This is a genomic window from Lentzea roselyniae (assembly GCF_039537795.1).
Lineage (GTDB): Bacteria > Actinomycetota > Actinomycetes > Mycobacteriales > Pseudonocardiaceae > Lentzea > Lentzea atacamensis.
Genome location: NZ_BAABBE010000022.1, coordinates 12123 through 26641 on the forward strand (window position 1 = coordinate 12123; position 14519 = coordinate 26641).

Consider the following 14519-nt stretch of genomic DNA (forward strand, 5'->3'; position numbering starts at 1 on the left):
TCGCCGCGCCTGCCCGCAGGCGGCAGCGCGGGAGGTGTCTGGCTTGCCGGCTGGCGCTGCGATCGCGGCCTCCCCGGTGCGGACCTGAGCCGGCGCTCAAGCGGCTTGGGCCTATGCACGCCAGCGGGCCTGGGCTCGCCACAACATCAGCAGGTGTGAGCTCGCCGCGACCAGCGGTCCCGAGTCTGCTGTGACCAGCGGCCCATACTCGCCGCCACTCAGGGCCTTGGCCCGCTGCACCTGCGCCTCGAGCCTGCCTCGACCGGAGGGCCGAGGTCCGCTGCGGCAGCGGTTCCGAGTGTGCCGCCGCCTGCGGCCCCAAGCCTGCCTCGACCGGCGAGTTCGAGGCCGCCGCGACCAGCGGGCCCGAGCCTGCCGCCACCCGCGGGCTGAACTCGCCGCACCTCAGTGGGCCTGGACCCGCCGCGATTCCAGCAGGCGCGAGTCCGCCGCTCCGCGAGCCTGAGCCCGCTGCATCTGCGCCTCGAGCCTGCCGCGACCGTAGGGCCGAGGTCCGCTGCGGCAGCCGTCCCGAGTCCGTCGCGGCCTGCGGGCCCGAGTGCGCCGCCACCCGCGGCCCCAAGCCTGCCGCGACCGGAGAGCCCTGAGTGTGTCGCGACCAGCGGTCCAAGTCCGCGGCGATCCGCGTGCCCGAACTAGCCGCGCCCCGTGTGCCCGAGCCCACCGCGCTCCCGTGTGCCCGAGCCTGCCGCGACCCGCCCGCCGAGCCTGCCGCCACCCGCCCGCCGAGCCTGCCGCCACCCGCGCTCCAGAACTCGCCGCCATCCGCGGGTCCGAACCCCGGTGCCCGCCGCACCCCGAGCGAACCCGGATGGCTCAACTTCGCGTTGCCCCACACGGGTTCACCAGGCAGGACAGCGGGTCTAGGCTTTTGCTAGACCGATAACTGTTTCGATCCTGATGGCGAAGCTCACGGCGCCCGTCCGTGCTGGGAGTGGCATAGTCGCCCGCAAGTTACTCCTTGGTAGCCCACGCTTTACCCCGCAGGGAGGTCTGCAGTGGCGCGCGAAATCAACACCGTCGGAGTCGTCGGCTTCGGAACCATGGGCGCGGGCATCGTGGAGGTACTCGCGCGCACCGGGCTCACGGTGAAGGTGGTGGATGTCGACGCGGCGGGTGTCGAGCGCGGCCTCGGGCACCTCGAGCACTCGACGAGCCGGGCCGTGAAGCGCGAGAAGCTGAGCGCGGCCGAGAAGGCCGCCCTGCACGACCGCATCACGACGTCGCTCGACCTGACCAGCCTCGCCGGGTGCGACCTGGTGATCGAGGCGGTGCCGGAGAGCATCGAGCTGAAGGCGCGGATCTTCCAGGAGCTGGACGCGATCCTCGCGCCCGAGGCGATCATCGCTTCGAACACGTCGAGCTTGTCGATCACCGAGATCAGTGTGCACACGAAGAGGCCCGGCAAGGTCGTCGGCCTGCACTTCTTCAACCCGACGCAGGTGCTGAAGCTGGTCGAGGTCGTGCGCACGGTCGTCACGGAGCCGGACGTCATCACCGAAGTGGTCGCGTTCACCGAGCGGCTGGGCAAGTCGCCGGTCGTGATCGGCGACCGGGCGGGCTTCATCGCGAACGCGCTGCTCTTCCCGTACCTCAACCACGCGGTGAAGATGCTGGAGTCCAAGTACGCGACGCGTGAGGACCTCGACGCCGCCATGCGTTACGGGTGCGGCTACCCGATGGGACCGTTGGCGCTGCTGGATCTCATCGGTCTCGACACCGCGTACGAAATCCTCGACACGATGTACCACCAGTCGCGCAACCGGCTGCACGCCCCGGCGCCGCTGCTCAAGCAGATGATCACGGCTGGGCTGCTGGGACGGAAGTCCGGGCGCGGCTTCTACACCTACGACGGGCCCGACTCGCCGGTGATCGTGGCGGACGCGCAGACGCCATCCGAAGTGGACGGTGGTACGCAGGCTCGTGACGTTCAGCGGGTCGGTGTCATCGGCACCGGCACCATGGCGACCGGCATCGCCGAGGTGTTCGCGAAGCGCGGTTACGACGTCGTGCTCCGGGCGCGCAGCCTGGAGAAGGCCGAGAAGGCGATCGGCGCGGTGCGGAAGTCGCTGGACCGCGCGGTTTCCAAGGGCAAGCTGGCCGAGGCCGACCGCGACGCGGTCCTCGCGCGGATCACGCCCGCCGTCGAGTTCGTCGAGCTGGCCGACTGCGACCTCGTCGTCGAGGCCGTGGCCGAGGAGATCGGCATCAAGAAGGAGGTCTTCGCGGCGCTCGACGAGGTGTGCAAGCCAGGCGCCGTGCTCGCGACGACCACGTCCTCGCTGCCGGTCATCGAGGTCGCGGCGGCCACGTCGAGGCCCGCTGACGTCGTCGGCCTGCACTTCTTCAACCCGGCGCAGGTCATGAAGCTGGTCGAGATCGTCGAGACCATCTCCACGGGCGCCGACGTCGTGGCGACGGCCCGCAAGATCTGCCTCGACCTCGGCAAGCACCCGGTGCACTGCGGTGACGTGGCCGGCTTCATCGTCAACGCGCTGCTCTTCCCGTACCTCAACGACGCGGTGAAGATGCTGGAGGCCCACTACGCGGAGGCCGACGACATCGACAACGCGATGAAGGTCGGCTGTGGCCTGCCGATGGGACCGTTCGCGCTGCTTGACGTCGTGGGCCTGGACGTGTCGCTGGCGATCCAGCGCACGCTCTTCAACGAGTTCCGCGAGCCCGGTTTCGCGCCGGCGCCGTTGCTGGAGCACCTCGTGACGGCGGGCCGCCTCGGTCGCAAGACGGGCAAGGGATTCCGGGACTGCTCGTGAGCCGCTAACAGGAGCACCATGTCGCGTCTGGCATGGTGGTGCCATGCGGCGACTGGTGCTCCTGTTGGCTGTCCTCCTGCTCGCGTCCGGCTGTGCCCGGACGATGGTCGGCGGCAGTCCGGTCGCGCAGGCCCCGCTCGACGCGGGCTCCCCGTTCGACCAGGAGAGCTCGACCGATCCGAGCGCGTCCGAAGATCCCAGCGCCGAGCCCGCGCCGATCGACGGCGAGGTGCAGGGCGTGTGCGCGAAGCTCAAGTGGACGGACCTGCCGTACCCCGGCGCGAAGGCCGACACGCCGCCCACCCAGATCAACTACGACTCGACGTTCGACCAGTCGTGCCGCTGGACGACGAAGATCGACAAAGTCGAGGTCGGCGTCTCGCTGCGGTTCCGCGAGGGGCGGCAGATCACGATCGAACGCACCACCGGTGACTGGGACGTGAAGGGCCGCAAGGTCACCTACCTCGACCGTTCCGGCGAGCAGGACGTCGAGCCGTCGTGCGTGCTGGTCGTGCCCTACGAGGGCGGTGGGCTCGGAATCATCATCATCGACTCGTCCGACAAGTTCGGCGCCGTCTGCGACCAGGGGCGCAAGGTCGCCGAGGTGCTGATCGACCGCGAGAACTCCTAGTCCCCGGTTCGCCAGGGCGTCAGCTTCTCCGGGTTCCGCACCGCCCAGATCCGGGTGATCCGGTCCTCCGCCACCTCGAAGGCCGCGACCGTCACCGTGACTCCGCGCTGCGTCGCCACCAAGCCGGGCAGGCCGTTGACGGTCCTGAGAAGGATGGTCAGATCCGGGGCGATTTCCCGGATGCCGGCGATGTAGCGGGCGAGGTGCTCGCCGCCTGTCACGGGCTTCAGCGCTGTGCTGGCCTGGCCGCCGCCGTCGGCGATCATGGTCGCTGCCGGGTCCAGCAAGGAGATCAGTGCCTTGATGTCCTTCGCTTCCCAGGCTTGCTTGAAATTCCTCACGACCTCCGCCTGCCCCGCGGCCGGGGACTCGTCGCGCCGCGATGCGCGGATGCGCCGCCGCCCGGACGCGGCCAGTTGCCGGCACGCCGCAGGGCTTCGGCCGACGATGTCCGCCACCTCCGCGAACGGGTACCGGAAGACGTCGTGCAGCACGAAGCTCACCCGTTCCGCCGGGGTCATCTGCTCCAGCACCACCAGGAACGCCATGGTGACGGACTCGTCCAGGGTCACGTGGTCCGCCGGATCGGACGCACCGCCCCATTCCTCCCGGTCCGGGAGCGGCTCCGGGACCCACTCGCCCACGTAGCGCTCCCGCCTGACCCTGGCCGAGCCCAGCAGGTCCAGGCAGATGCGGCCGGCGACCCTCGTCAGCCAGGCTCCGGGGGACTCGATCGCCTCCCGCTGCTCCGGCGACAGGGCGTACCACCGCGCCCAGGTTTCCTGCAGCACGTCCTCGGCGTCGGCCAGTGAACCCAGCAGGCGGTAGGCGAGGTTCAGCAGCTGCCGCCGTTCGCGCATGATCGCGGGCAGAACCGGGTCGGCCACGTGTGTTCCCTTCACCGGCCTCACATTCCGGACGGCTGTGTCGTCGGACTGTCATGGCCGCACAAACCACGGCGAAACCCGCCGGCCTCAAGGTCCTGCACGCCACCGTCGCTCTGCAGACGGCAGCCGTCTTCGTTCAGTCGATCACCGCAGGACTGATGATGACCGTCCCGTACGGCCATGTGCTGCACAGCGCGGGTTCGTACGCGTTGTGGGTCGTGACGGTCGCCCACGTCGTCGTCGCGGTTCTCGCGTGGCGGCCGGGCGGCGGATCAACCGAGCCCATCTGGTACTCGGCCGGGTTCCTGGCGCTGATCACCGCGCAGGTGTTCCTCGGCGTCTTCCACGTCACGGTCCTGCACGTCCCCCTCGCCGCCGTGCTGCTCGTCGCCGGCGTGGTGTACCTCTTCCGGATCCGGCGCTAGCCGCAGCAGCCCCCGCCACAGCAGCCCCCGCCGCCACCGGCCGGTTGCTGCTGCGTGCCACCGATCCCGGCCATGGACAGCAGCTTGACGGTGTCGGGGTGACCTTCTGGGCAGCTCGCCGGCGCGGACGACTCGCTCATCGGGCGCTGCAGCTCGAAGGTGTCTTCGCAGGTTCGGCAACGGAACTCGTAGGTCGGCACGGCCTGATTCTACGAGCGGTTACCGTGTGGTCGTGCCTCGTCGTAATGCGCCGAAGAACGAAGAACACCGGCCCCTCGGCGGGGGTGTCGGCTGGGCCCGCGCCGAGTCGGGCCCGGACGGCGACTGGCTGGTCCGCGCCATCTCGGGGGCGCAGGCCCAGAAGACCTACCGGTGTCCGGGCTGCGACCACGAGATCCGCCCCGGCACTCCGCACGTCGTCGCCTGGCCCGCCGAGGAGACCGGTTCGGTGGAGGAACGACGGCACTGGCACCAGGGCTGCTGGGACTCGCGTGGCCGCCGCGGCCCTACCACCCGGCGCTGGTGACCCAGCTTTCCAGCACCGACGCGAACTGCTCCGGCTGCTCCACCGGCGGCAGGTGAGCGACACCCTTCATCTCCACGAAGGTGCTGTGCGGCAACACGTCCGCGAGTTGCCGTACGACCTCCGGTGACATGAGCGGGTCGAGCTCGCCGGCCACGACGAGCGCGGGGACCTCCGCTTTGCCGAGCACGTCAGCGGAATCCGGCCGCTTCGCCATCGCGCGCTGCCACCACGCCACGTCCTCCGGCCGTTGCTCGAGGATCATGGTGGTGACGCGGTCCCGCGCCTCCGCCGGCGCGTTCGGGTTGAGCAGGTTCGGCAGCATCGCGTCCACGAGCCACTCGCCGACACCCTCTGCTTCGACCCTGTCGGCCATCGCGTGCCGGTTCCGGACCGCCTCGGGAGCGTCGGCCGTGTGCTTCGTGTCGACGAAGACGAGGCCCTTCACGCGTTCCGGCGCGCGCCTGAGCACCGCCATCGCGACGTAGCCGCCCATCGAACAACCGCCGAGCACGACCTGGTCGAGGTTCCGCTCGTCGAGCTCGGCCAGGACCTGGCTCGCGAGCGTGCCGAGATCCGGTTCGCCGTGGCCGCGGAGATCCGGCGTCAACGCGCCCGGCACCTGCCACATCCGCGCGTCGAGCGGAAAGGCGTGCAGCAGCACCAGATCGTCCATCAGCTCTCCCACTCCGGTGCCAGCACCGACCACACCTCGAGGTCCTGCCGAACCCCGCGGTGCTCGTGGTACGAGCGCAGCACGCCGTCCTTCGTCAGCCCGAGCCGCCGGGCGACCGCGATGCTGGGCGCGTTCGCCGCCGACACCAGCCACTCAACCCGATGCATGCCCCGCTCGCGAATCGCCCAGTCGATGAGGACCCTGGCCGCCCGCGTGATCAATCCCTTGCCGGTCGCCGCCGGTTCCAGCCAGCACCCGACCTCCGCCCTGCCCTGCTTCACGTCCATCTCGCGGAACAGGACGCCGCCGACCAGCTTGTCGTCGAGCCAGATCCCGTAGATGCGACCGGTGTCGGTCGCCGCCTTGTCCGCGTAGCGCTGCAGGAGGGCCCGCGCACCGTCGAGGTCCTTGGCGGCGTCCGCGAACCCGATGTGCTGCCCGATGAACTCCCGCCCGCGCTCCACGTGCGCGAAGAACTCCTCCGCCTGCCACGGCTCCAACGGCCTCAGCTCGGCCCCGTCGCCCAATGACCTGAAAAACATCATTTCCCCCATGATGAGTGGTGTGCCCACTCGAATCGTATTAGTGCGCCATGCACAGTCCGTCCCACCACGGCTCGGTGAACCGGACTTCGACGAGCGGCCCTTGAGGCCGGACGGTCTGGCGTCCGCCGAGGCCCTGGTGCCGCGCCTGGTGAGTTATGCGCCGGTGGCGGTGTTGTCGAGTCCGCAGTCGCGCGCGATGCAAACGGTTGCGCCGGCTGCTGCGGCGCTGGGGCTCGCGGTCGAGACGTGGCCGGAGTTGCGGGAGTGGGAGTCGGGGCTGCTGCCGAGCGCAAATTTCGAGGAGCTTTACGCCCACAGCTGGGCTCACCCCGGTTCGGCGTACGGGGATGGCGAGAGCCTCGACGAGCTGACCGTGCGGGCGGGGAAGGCGTTGGCGCGCATGGCCGCGGCGTACCCGGATGCGACCGTGGTGGTGGGGTCGCACGGGACGTTCCTGTCGCGCGCGTTGATCGCGGCGGGGCGGCACGCGGACTGGGAGTTCAGCCGTGCGATGCCGATGCCGGCGATCTACGAGGTCACGTGGTGACCTGCGGGGATCCGAAATTGTCGGTGTCGGCTGGGATAATTGAAACAGGGGACCCCCAGAGGGGGACCCCTGCGTCAGCTTGCGGTGTCAGGACTTCTTGGCCGGCTGCGGGCGGGTGATCTTGGTGGTCGGGCCGTCCACCTGAGGCGACTCGGCAGGCTTGCCCGATGCGGCCTTCGCCTGCGGAGCGGAGGCTGCTGGCTGACCAGGAGCTGCCTGAGCCTGTGCGGGCTTGGCCGGAGTGGCCTGACCCTGTGCACCCTGAGCCGATGCCCCCTGCCCCGGAGCGCCCTGAGCTGGGGCGCCCTGAGCCGCTGCGGCTTGTGCGGACGCGGTCTGGCCAGGAGCCGCCTGTCCCGCAGCGGCTTGCGCGGAAGCAGCTTGTCCGGCTGCGGTCTGGCCGGCAGCGGCGTGCCCAGGAGCGGCCTGGCCTGGCGCGGTCTGCGCAGGAGCGGCCTGCCCAGGAGCGCCCGGAGCCTGCTGCGCCGGCACCTGCGACCCGTCCACCGGCCCGACCGCCGACTCCTTCTCCTCCTCCACCGGGTCGAGCAGCGGCACGACGTCCTGCAGTGCCGTCCGCACGCTGTGCAGCTGGTGCGAGAGGCGGTTGCGGAGGTTGCGGAGCTGGTCGACGCGCTGGGTGGCGGCGGTGGTGCGGCGGTTGGCTTCCTCGGTGGCCTCGCGGACGCGGCGGTTCGCCTCGTCGGTGGCCTCCTGGATGCGGGCCGTGGCCTCGGTGATCGAGTCGTGGCGGCGGCGGTTGGCCTCTTCGGTGGCCTCGCGGACGCGGCGTTCGGCCTCGGCCTTGGACGAGGTCTGCTCGGCGGCGATCGCCGCGCGGACTCGGGCGGCTTCCTCCGCGGCCTCGCGCAGGCGGCGGTCCGCCTCGGACTTGGAGGTCGCCTCCTGCTGGGCGAGGGTGGCCATCGCCTCGCTGCGGCGGGCCGCCATCGCGATCTCGAAGTCCTCCTCGACGGTCACGCGGCGGGCCTCGGACTCGTCGGCGATCTTGCGGGCGGCGGCCTCGGCCTCGGAGACGATCTTCTCGGCCTCGGCGCGGGCGGTCTCCAGCACACCCTTGTGCTCGGCCTCCATGGCGGCGCGGCGCTCGTCCAGTTCGGCGATGAGCTTTTCGTAGCGCTGGCGGAGCACACCCGCGTCGGCTTCCGCCTTGGCGCGGATGTGCCCGCCCTCCGCTTCGGCGCGGGCCTTGATCTCGTTGGCCTCGTCCTGGGCCAGCCGCAGCATGCGCTGGAGGCGCTCGGAGAGCCCCTCCAGCGTCGTCGGCGGCAGTGACAGGCGCTCCACCTGGTTGCGCAGCTCGGTGATCTCGTGCCGAGCGGCTTCCAGCTGGCGCGCCAGGTCGGACGTCTGGGACACGGCGGCATCGCGGTCCGCGGCGAGCAGCCGCAGGTCCGAGTCGAGGCGTTCGAGATGATCCTCGACCTGGGCGCGGTCATAACCGCGCTTGACGATGTCGAAGCCGGATCCCAGTGGGACGAGGTCACGGTCGTCGGCGAGGCCCATGCCCCTCACGCTACCCGTTCGGGTAACCCCAGAAGGTCACACACCCCGGAATCGGTTGATGGCCGTGAGGTGCTTCGCGCGCATCTCGTGATCGAGAACACCCAGACCCTCTTCCGGGGCAAGGCAGAGCACGCCGACCTTGCCCTGGTGCACGTTGCGGTGCACGTCGTGCGCGGCCTGGCCCGTTTCGTCCAATGAGTACACCTTGGACACTGTCGGGTGGATCTTTCCCTTGGCGATCAAGCGGTTCGCCTCCCACGCCTCGCGGTAGTTCGCGAAGTGCGAGGAGATGATCGACTTCAGGTTCATCCACAGGTAGCGGTTGTCGTACTGGTGCATGTACCCGGAGGTCGACGCACACGTCACGATCTTGCCGCCCTTGCGCGTCACGAAGACCGAGGCGCCGAACGTCTCACGGCCGGGGTGCTCGAACACGATGTCCGGGTCCTCGCCGCCGGTCAGCTCGCGGATCTTCGCGCCGAAGCGCTTCCACTCGCGCGGGTCCTGCTCGTGCTCGTTCTTCCAGAACCTGTAGCCCTCGGCAGACCTGTCGATGATCAGCTCCGCGCCCATCGACCGGACGATCTCCGCCTTCTCCGGCGAGGAGACGACGCAGATCGGCGTCGCGCCACCGTTCAGCGCGAACTGCGTGGCGTACGAACCCAGACCTCCGGACGCACCCCAGATCAGGACGGTGTCGCCCTGCTTCATGTTGGCACCGTTGGTCGACACCAGCTGGCGGTACGCGGTGGAGTTGACCAGACCGGGGGAGGCGGCCTCCTCCCACGTGAGGTGCTTCGGCATCGGCATCAGCTGGTTGGACTTCACCAGCGCGAGGTCCGCGAGGCCGCCGAAGTTCGTCTCGAAGCCCCAGATCCGCTGCTGCGGGTCGAGCATCGTGTCGTTGTGCCCGTCCGGCGCCTCCAGCGGCACGTCGAGGCAGTGCGCGACCACGCGGTCGCCCGGCTTCCACGCGGTGACGCCGGGTCCGACGCGGACCACGACGCCCGCCAGGTCGGAGCCCACGACGTGGTACGGCAGGTCGTGGCGGCCGCCCAGCTTGCGCAGGAAGCCGAACGTGGACACCGGCTCGAAGATCGAGGTCCAGACGGTGTTGTAGTTGATCGCGGAGGCCATGACGGCGACCAGCGCCTCACCGGGGCCGAGCTCCGGCGTGGCGACCTCGTCGACGTGCAGCGACTTGCGAGGGTCCTTGTCCCTCGTCTCGAGGCCCGAGAACATGTCGGCCTCGTCCGCGTGCACGGTCACGCCCCGATAGCTCTCCGGAACGTCCAAGGAACCGATCGCGTCCAGCTCGTCGGCCAGAATCGCATCAAGGATCTTCTGCACGGCGGCATTCCTTCCCTAGTGAGGGATCGTCGCAGGTTGCCGGAGGTTACCGACCAGTAAACGATCCAGAATCACGCCTGTGAGGGATTCCACTGAAGTTTCTTGACCGGGCGGCCAACCAAGCGGAGCATGGAGGTGTCCGAGAAGGAGGAGGTGGAGGTAATGACCAAGCCGTGGACCAGGTGGCAGGACTGGGCCGAGGTTGCGATCGGTGTTCTGGTGCTGCTGTCTCCCCTTGTCGTCGAAACCTCGAACGCGGCCATGTGGACGATGATCGTGCTCGGCGCGCTCATCGCGATCGACGGACTCGTCGATCTCGCCATGCCCGCGATGATCTACGGGGAGTACGTGCAGATGGTGCTCGGAGCACTGCTGTTCATCTCGCCGTGGGTGATGGGCTACACCGGCATGATGGAGGCCTCGTGGGTCTCCTGGGTCGGTGGCGTGCTCACCGTTGCCGCGGGGGCGCTCGCGATGCCCGCCGCGAACGCAGCACACTCGGCTGCGGCGCAACCGCACTGATCAACCGGAAAACCGTGGGCCCAGGAGCGTTCTTGGGCCCACACCCTGCTGTGTGGGAGGACCGCGTGGAGGATTCGGCCAAGGAGCGCATCCTGGCCGCGGCCGAGGAGCTGTTCGCCGACTCCGGCTTCGACGCCACCCCGACCTCGCGCATCGCCGAACGCGCCGGCGTGCCCAAAGGCCTGGTGCACTACTACTTCAACCGCAAGAAGGACCTGCTGGCCGCACTGGTCGCGCGGCTGCCGGACAGCACCGTCGACCACCGCAGAGTCGTCGTGGCCGGGGACATCGCCGAGTCGTTGCGCAGGCTCGTCGCGGCACTTGACGCGCGCTTGAACGCCTCGCCGCTGCTGTCGCACCTGCTGTGGCGTGAAGCGGATACGCATTCGGCCGTGCGCGACGCGATGCAGGCGCGCTACGACAACGTCGCGGCGCAGATCAAACAGGTCATCCTCGCCGCGGGTGGCGCTGCCGTCGCGGTGAAGGACGTCGAAGCCGCCGCGGCACTCCTCGCGCTGGCCGTGAGCTACCGGCATTCGGTGGCACGGCACAGCGACGAGGAGGACCCCATCGACAACGAGCTGACGTTCGTGGCTAGTGCTCTGCTGGCTCGACCAGCTCGATGAGCACGCCGCCCGCGTCCTTCGGGTGCACGAAGTTGACGCGGCTGTTCGACGTGCCGCGCTTGGCCTGGTCGTAGAGCAGACGCAGGCCCTTGGCCCGCAGTGCGTCCGCCGCGACGTCCACATCGGACACCCGGTAGGCGAGCTGCTGCAGGCCGGGGCCTGAGCGTCCGATGAACTTGGCGATCGTCGAGTCCTCGTTCAGCGGCGCGAGGAGCTGGATCGCGGTGCCGCCGTGGTCGCCGGGCGCGTGCAGCATCGCCTCACGCACGCCCTGCTCCTCGTTCACCTCTTCGTGGGCCACTTCGAGGCCGAAGTTGTCGCGGTAGAACGCGATGGCCACGTCGAGATCGGGCACCGCGATGCCCACATGGTCGATCGCGGTCACGAATCGAGCGAGTTCTGCGTTCATGGGCATGGAGGGTAACCACCTGATCGGTGCAGGTGCCTCTGTGCGTGGTCTCACAGAATTACCGCCCAGTAGCCGCGGGTATGGTGCTCAGTTAACGACCGTTCGCTCTTCCATGGAGGCAGCTGTGTCCGGTTCCGTCATCGTCGCCGGGGCGCGCACCCCGATGGGGCGACTGCTCGGATCGCTCAAGGATTTCTCCGGCGCCCAGCTCGGCGGCGTCGCGATCAAGGCGGCACTGGAACGCGCGGGTGTGGCTCCCGAGCAGGTGCAGTACGTGATCATGGGTCAGGTGCTCACCGCCGGCGCCGGCCAGATCCCCGCCCGCCAGGCCGCGGCCGCCGCCGGGATTCCGATGAGCGTTCCCGCGCTGACGATCAACAAGGTGTGCCTGTCGGGCATCGACGCGATCGCGCTGGCCGACCAGCTCATCCGCGCGGGTGAGTTCGACGTCGTCGTGGCCGGTGGCCAGGAGTCGATGACGCAGGCGCCGCACCTGCTGCCGAAGTCGCGCAGCGGGTTCAAGTACGGCGACGTGCAGTTGCAGGACCACATGGCGCACGACGGCCTGTTCTGCGCGTTCGACCAGGTCGCGATGGGCTCGTCGACCGAGAAGTACAACGCCCGCTACGGCGTCACTCGCGAGGAGCAGGACGCGTTCTCCGCGCGTTCGCACCAGCTCGCCGCGAAGGCCGCCGAGAACGGCGTCTTCGCAGCCGAGATCGCGCCGGTCGCGATCCCGCAGCGCAAGGGTGACCCGATCCTGTTCAGCACGGACGAGGGCGTGCGCGGCGACACCACGGTGGAGACCCTGGGCAAGCTGCGTCCCGCGTTCGCCGCGGACGGCACCATCACCGCGGGTTCGGCGTCGCAGATCTCCGACGGCGCCGCCGCTGTGGTCGTGATGAGCAAGGCGAAGGCCGAGGAACTGGGCCTCGAGTGGATCGCGGAGATCGGCGCGCACGGCGTCGTCGCCGGCCCCGACGCCTCGCTGCACGAGCAGCCGTCCAACGCCATCAAGGCCGCCTGCGCCAAGGAGGGCATCGAGCCCACCGACCTCGACCTGGTCGAGATCAACGAGGCGTTCGCGGCGGTCGGCCTCGTGTCGACCCGTCAGCTCGGAATCTCCGAGGACAAGGTCAACGTCAACGGCGGCGCCATCGCGCTCGGCCACCCGATCGGCATGTCCGGTGCCCGCATCGCCCTGCACCTCGCTCTGGAGCTGCAGCGGCGTGGCGGCGGCGTGGGTGCCGCGGCGCTGTGCGGTGGCGGTGGTCAGGGCGACGCTCTGATCATCCGCGTGCCCAAGAAGGCCTAGTGCGTTGACCACCGACCCTCGCCGGCCGATTTCGCCGGTCAGGTCGGCACCGCGCGGTGCCCCGCTGAGCGCCGGAAGCGGTCGGTGAGGATTGTGGTCAGCGCACTAGGGTTCTCGCTTGTGGCCAAGGCTGTTGACGTAGCAGGACTGGTCGACCGCGCGCGTGACGGCGAACCGCGCGCGGTCGCCAGGCTGATCTCCCTGGTGGAGCAGGGGAGTTCCGCGCTGCCGGAGGTGGCCGCGGCTCTCGCGCCCCACACGGGGCACGCCCGGGTCGTCGGCATCACCGGCGCCCCCGGCGTCGGCAAGTCGACCTCCACGAACGCTCTGGTGCGCGCCTTCCGCGACCAGGGCAAGCGGGTCGCGGTGGTGGCCGTCGACCCGTCCAGCCCGTTCTCCGGCGGTGCTCTGCTGGGCGACCGCGTGCGGATGGGCGACCACGCCACCGACTCCGGCGTCTTCATCCGTTCCATGGCCACGCGCGGGCACCTCGGCGGGCTGTCCTGGGCCACCCCGCAGGCGTTGCGCGTGCTCGACGCGGCGGGCTTCGACGTGATCCTGGTCGAGACGGTCGGTGTCGGTCAGTCCGAGGTCGAGATCGCGGCGCTGGCCGACACGACGCTGGTGCTGCTCGCGCCCGGCATGGGCGACGGCATCCAGGCAGCCAAGGCGGGCATCCTGGAGATCGCCGACGTGTTCGTGGTCAACAAGGCCGACCGCGACGGCGCCGACCAGACCGCGCGCGACCTCAAGTACATGATCTCGCTGGGCCGCCGTGACCGGGAAGGCCCGTTGTGGCGCCCGCCCGTCGTGAAGACGGTCGCCGCCCGCATGGAAGGCCTGGACCGCGTCGTCGAGGCCATCGCTGAGCACCAGGAGTGGATGGCCTCGCACGGCGAACTCGAGGAGCGCCGGCTGCGTCGCGCGGCCGCCGAGATCGAGGCGATCGCGGTCGAACGTGTGCGAACGCGGTTCGGCGCGGTGGACCAGCTGGCCAAGCGCGTGGTGTCCGGCGAGCTGGACCCGTTCGCCGCCGCGGAGCAGTTGATCAGCGGTAACCTGCGGGAATGACCGCTTGGGGACCGCCTCCACCTGTCGTCGTCGACCTCGGCAAGAGCGACACCCGCAAGGTGCTCATCGGCGGCTCGGTCGCCGGTGGCCTCGGCATCCTCGCCCTGATCGGCGCCGTCAGCGCGTTCGCGGACGGTGAGCCGGTCGGCGGGATCATCGCGGGCATCATCGGCGTCGCCTTCACCGGCATCGGCGTGATGGCAGTGGTGAAGTGGAAGACCATCTCGCGGCCCCGCAAACTGATCATCGAGCAGCAGGGCATCCGCCTCGACGACCCGCAGGGCATGCCGTGGGCCGTCGGCTGGCAGGAGCTCGGCGCCGTTTCGATCTCACGCACGCAGGAGCGCGCAGTTCAGCTCGCGGACGCGCTGGTCAGGCGCACTCTGGTCCGGGTCGACCTGCACCCGCGCGACCCGCAGCGGTTCCGGCCGGCACACCCGACGATGGAGCCGCTGTGGGAGTTCCACCGGGTGCAGAACGGGTACCGGCTGCCCCTCGGCGACTCGGCCGGGTTCATCGCTCCGATCGACCACGGGCTGCGGACGTTCGCGCCGCAGATCTACCGCGGGGTGATCGACGAGGGCTTCAGCGTCGGGTTGCACTGATTCGTCCAAATGAGTCCGGCCTCTACTCTGAGTAGTTCTCGTTTTCACCGTTTGCGGTGATGGGC

The 14519-nt window shown here is 69.7% G+C and carries 17 protein-coding genes; 10 read left to right on the forward strand and 7 right to left on the reverse strand.

The window, feature by feature from the left end:
* Positions 1–1019 precede the first annotated feature (1019 nt).
* Both ABFX45_RS31910 and ABFX45_RS31915 read left to right on the forward strand, forming a co-directional pair.
* Positions 1020–2795, forward strand: coding sequence for a 3-hydroxyacyl-CoA dehydrogenase family protein (locus tag ABFX45_RS31910; RefSeq protein WP_346133979.1), 1776 nt, complete (start codon positions 1020–1022; stop codon positions 2793–2795).
* Positions 2796–2838: 43 nt separating this feature from the next.
* Positions 2839–3426, forward strand: a complete 588-nt coding sequence (locus ABFX45_RS31915) for a DUF3558 family protein (RefSeq protein WP_346133981.1) — start codon at positions 2839–2841, stop codon at positions 3424–3426.
* On the opposite strand, the gene sigJ is transcribed toward ABFX45_RS31915, so the two are convergent.
* Complete coding sequence (gene sigJ, locus ABFX45_RS31920) at positions 3423–4286, reverse strand: RNA polymerase sigma factor SigJ (protein WP_346134107.1); 864 nt, start codon at positions 4284–4286, stop codon at positions 3423–3425. The two genes, ABFX45_RS31915 and sigJ, sit on opposite strands and share 4 nt — an antisense overlap.
* Positions 4287–4366: 80 nt before the next feature.
* Between sigJ and ABFX45_RS31925 the strand changes: the two genes are divergently transcribed.
* Positions 4367–4738, forward strand: a complete 372-nt coding sequence (locus ABFX45_RS31925; protein WP_346133983.1) for a hypothetical protein — start codon at positions 4367–4369, stop codon at positions 4736–4738.
* On the opposite strand, the gene ABFX45_RS31930 is transcribed toward ABFX45_RS31925, so the two are convergent.
* Positions 4735–4938 (reverse strand): FmdB family zinc ribbon protein, encoded by a 204-nt coding sequence (locus ABFX45_RS31930; RefSeq protein WP_109634565.1) that lies wholly within the window; start codon positions 4936–4938, stop codon positions 4735–4737. The genes ABFX45_RS31925 and ABFX45_RS31930 overlap by 4 nt on opposite strands.
* Positions 4939–4970: 32 nt before the next feature.
* On the opposite strand from ABFX45_RS31930, the gene ABFX45_RS31935 reads away from it, so the two are divergent.
* Positions 4971–5264: a hypothetical protein gene (locus ABFX45_RS31935; protein WP_109635279.1), complete on the forward strand. Its 294-nt coding sequence runs from the start codon at positions 4971–4973 to the stop codon at positions 5262–5264.
* Here the strand turns inward: ABFX45_RS31935 and ABFX45_RS31940 are convergent.
* Positions 5245–5937, reverse strand: coding sequence for an alpha/beta fold hydrolase (locus ABFX45_RS31940; protein ID WP_346133985.1), 693 nt, complete (start codon positions 5935–5937; stop codon positions 5245–5247). The genes ABFX45_RS31935 and ABFX45_RS31940 overlap by 20 nt on opposite strands.
* Positions 5937–6482, reverse strand: a complete 546-nt coding sequence (locus tag ABFX45_RS31945; RefSeq protein WP_233439378.1) for a GNAT family N-acetyltransferase — start codon at positions 6480–6482, stop codon at positions 5937–5939. The genes ABFX45_RS31940 and ABFX45_RS31945 overlap by 1 nt, the downstream gene beginning before the upstream one ends.
* Positions 6483–6501: 19 nt before the next feature.
* Here ABFX45_RS31945 and ABFX45_RS31950 point away from each other — a divergent pair, with 19 nt between their 5' ends.
* Complete coding sequence (locus ABFX45_RS31950) at positions 6502–7029, forward strand: histidine phosphatase family protein (RefSeq protein WP_109634563.1); 528 nt, start codon at positions 6502–6504, stop codon at positions 7027–7029.
* A gap of 87 nt (positions 7030–7116) precedes the next feature.
* On the opposite strand, the gene ABFX45_RS31955 is transcribed toward ABFX45_RS31950, so the two are convergent.
* Together ABFX45_RS31955 and ccrA are read right to left on the reverse strand one after the other, a co-directional pair.
* The gene (locus ABFX45_RS31955) at positions 7117–8556 is read right to left on the reverse strand and encodes a coiled-coil domain-containing protein (RefSeq protein WP_109634561.1); all 1440 of its coding nucleotides are present in this window, start codon (positions 8554–8556) and stop codon (positions 7117–7119) included.
* Positions 8557–8592: 36 nt separating this feature from the next.
* A complete protein-coding gene (ccrA, locus tag ABFX45_RS31960; RefSeq protein WP_346133987.1) occupies positions 8593–9906 on the reverse strand; it encodes a crotonyl-CoA carboxylase/reductase in 1314 nt (437 codons plus the stop codon).
* Between the two features lie 162 nt (positions 9907–10068).
* On the opposite strand from ccrA, the gene ABFX45_RS31965 reads away from it, so the two are divergent.
* Both ABFX45_RS31965 and ABFX45_RS31970 read left to right on the forward strand, forming a co-directional pair.
* Positions 10069–10428, forward strand: coding sequence for an SPW repeat protein (locus tag ABFX45_RS31965; RefSeq protein WP_233439377.1), 360 nt, complete (start codon positions 10069–10071; stop codon positions 10426–10428).
* Positions 10429–10493: 65 nt separating this feature from the next.
* The gene (locus ABFX45_RS31970) at positions 10494–11054 is read left to right on the forward strand and encodes a TetR/AcrR family transcriptional regulator (RefSeq protein WP_109635273.1); all 561 of its coding nucleotides are present in this window, start codon (positions 10494–10496) and stop codon (positions 11052–11054) included.
* On the opposite strand, the gene mce is transcribed toward ABFX45_RS31970, so the two are convergent.
* The gene (gene mce / locus ABFX45_RS31975; RefSeq protein ID WP_109634554.1) at positions 11023–11463 is read right to left on the reverse strand and encodes a methylmalonyl-CoA epimerase; all 441 of its coding nucleotides are present in this window, start codon (positions 11461–11463) and stop codon (positions 11023–11025) included. The genes ABFX45_RS31970 and mce overlap by 32 nt on opposite strands.
* A gap of 124 nt (positions 11464–11587) precedes the next feature.
* Here mce and ABFX45_RS31980 point away from each other — a divergent pair, with 124 nt between their 5' ends.
* From ABFX45_RS31980 to ABFX45_RS31990, 3 genes are all read left to right on the forward strand, one after another.
* A complete protein-coding gene (locus ABFX45_RS31980) occupies positions 11588–12778 on the forward strand; it encodes an acetyl-CoA C-acetyltransferase (RefSeq protein ID WP_109634552.1) in 1191 nt (396 codons plus the stop codon).
* A 120-nt stretch (positions 12779–12898) separates the two neighbouring features.
* Positions 12899–13849 carry a methylmalonyl Co-A mutase-associated GTPase MeaB gene (gene meaB / locus ABFX45_RS31985; RefSeq protein WP_346133991.1) on the forward strand — a complete coding sequence of 317 codons (951 nt, stop codon included), beginning with the start codon at positions 12899–12901 and terminating at the stop codon, positions 13847–13849.
* Positions 13846–14454: a hypothetical protein gene (locus tag ABFX45_RS31990; protein WP_346133993.1), complete on the forward strand. Its 609-nt coding sequence runs from the start codon at positions 13846–13848 to the stop codon at positions 14452–14454. The genes meaB and ABFX45_RS31990 overlap by 4 nt, the downstream gene beginning before the upstream one ends.
* Positions 14455–14519 lie beyond the last annotated feature (65 nt).

Excerpts from the sequence above, each read along its gene's own strand:
- ABFX45_RS31915 (WP_346133981.1), top strand. The coding sequence starts at position 2,839 with ATGCGGCGACTGGTGCTCCTGTTGGCTGTCCTCCTGCTCGCGTCCGGC.
- sigJ (WP_346134107.1), bottom strand. The coding sequence starts at position 4,286 with ATGCGCGAACGGCGGCAGCTGCTGAACCTCGCCTACCGCCTGCTGGGT.
- ABFX45_RS31925 (WP_346133983.1), top strand. The coding sequence starts at position 4,367 with ATGGCCGCACAAACCACGGCGAAACCCGCCGGCCTCAAGGTCCTGCAC.
- ABFX45_RS31940 (WP_346133985.1), bottom strand. The coding sequence starts at position 5,937 with ATGGACGATCTGGTGCTGCTGCACGCCTTTCCGCTCGACGCGCGGATG.
- ABFX45_RS31945 (WP_233439378.1), bottom strand. The coding sequence starts at position 6,482 with ATGATGTTTTTCAGGTCATTGGGCGACGGGGCCGAGCTGAGGCCGTTG.
- ABFX45_RS31955 (WP_109634561.1), bottom strand. The coding sequence starts at position 8,556 with ATGGGCCTCGCCGACGACCGTGACCTCGTCCCACTGGGATCCGGCTTC.
- ABFX45_RS31965 (WP_233439377.1), top strand. The coding sequence starts at position 10,069 with ATGACCAAGCCGTGGACCAGGTGGCAGGACTGGGCCGAGGTTGCGATC.
- mce (WP_109634554.1), bottom strand. The coding sequence starts at position 11,463 with ATGAACGCAGAACTCGCTCGATTCGTGACCGCGATCGACCATGTGGGC.
- ABFX45_RS31990 (WP_346133993.1), top strand. The coding sequence starts at position 13,846 with ATGACCGCTTGGGGACCGCCTCCACCTGTCGTCGTCGACCTCGGCAAG.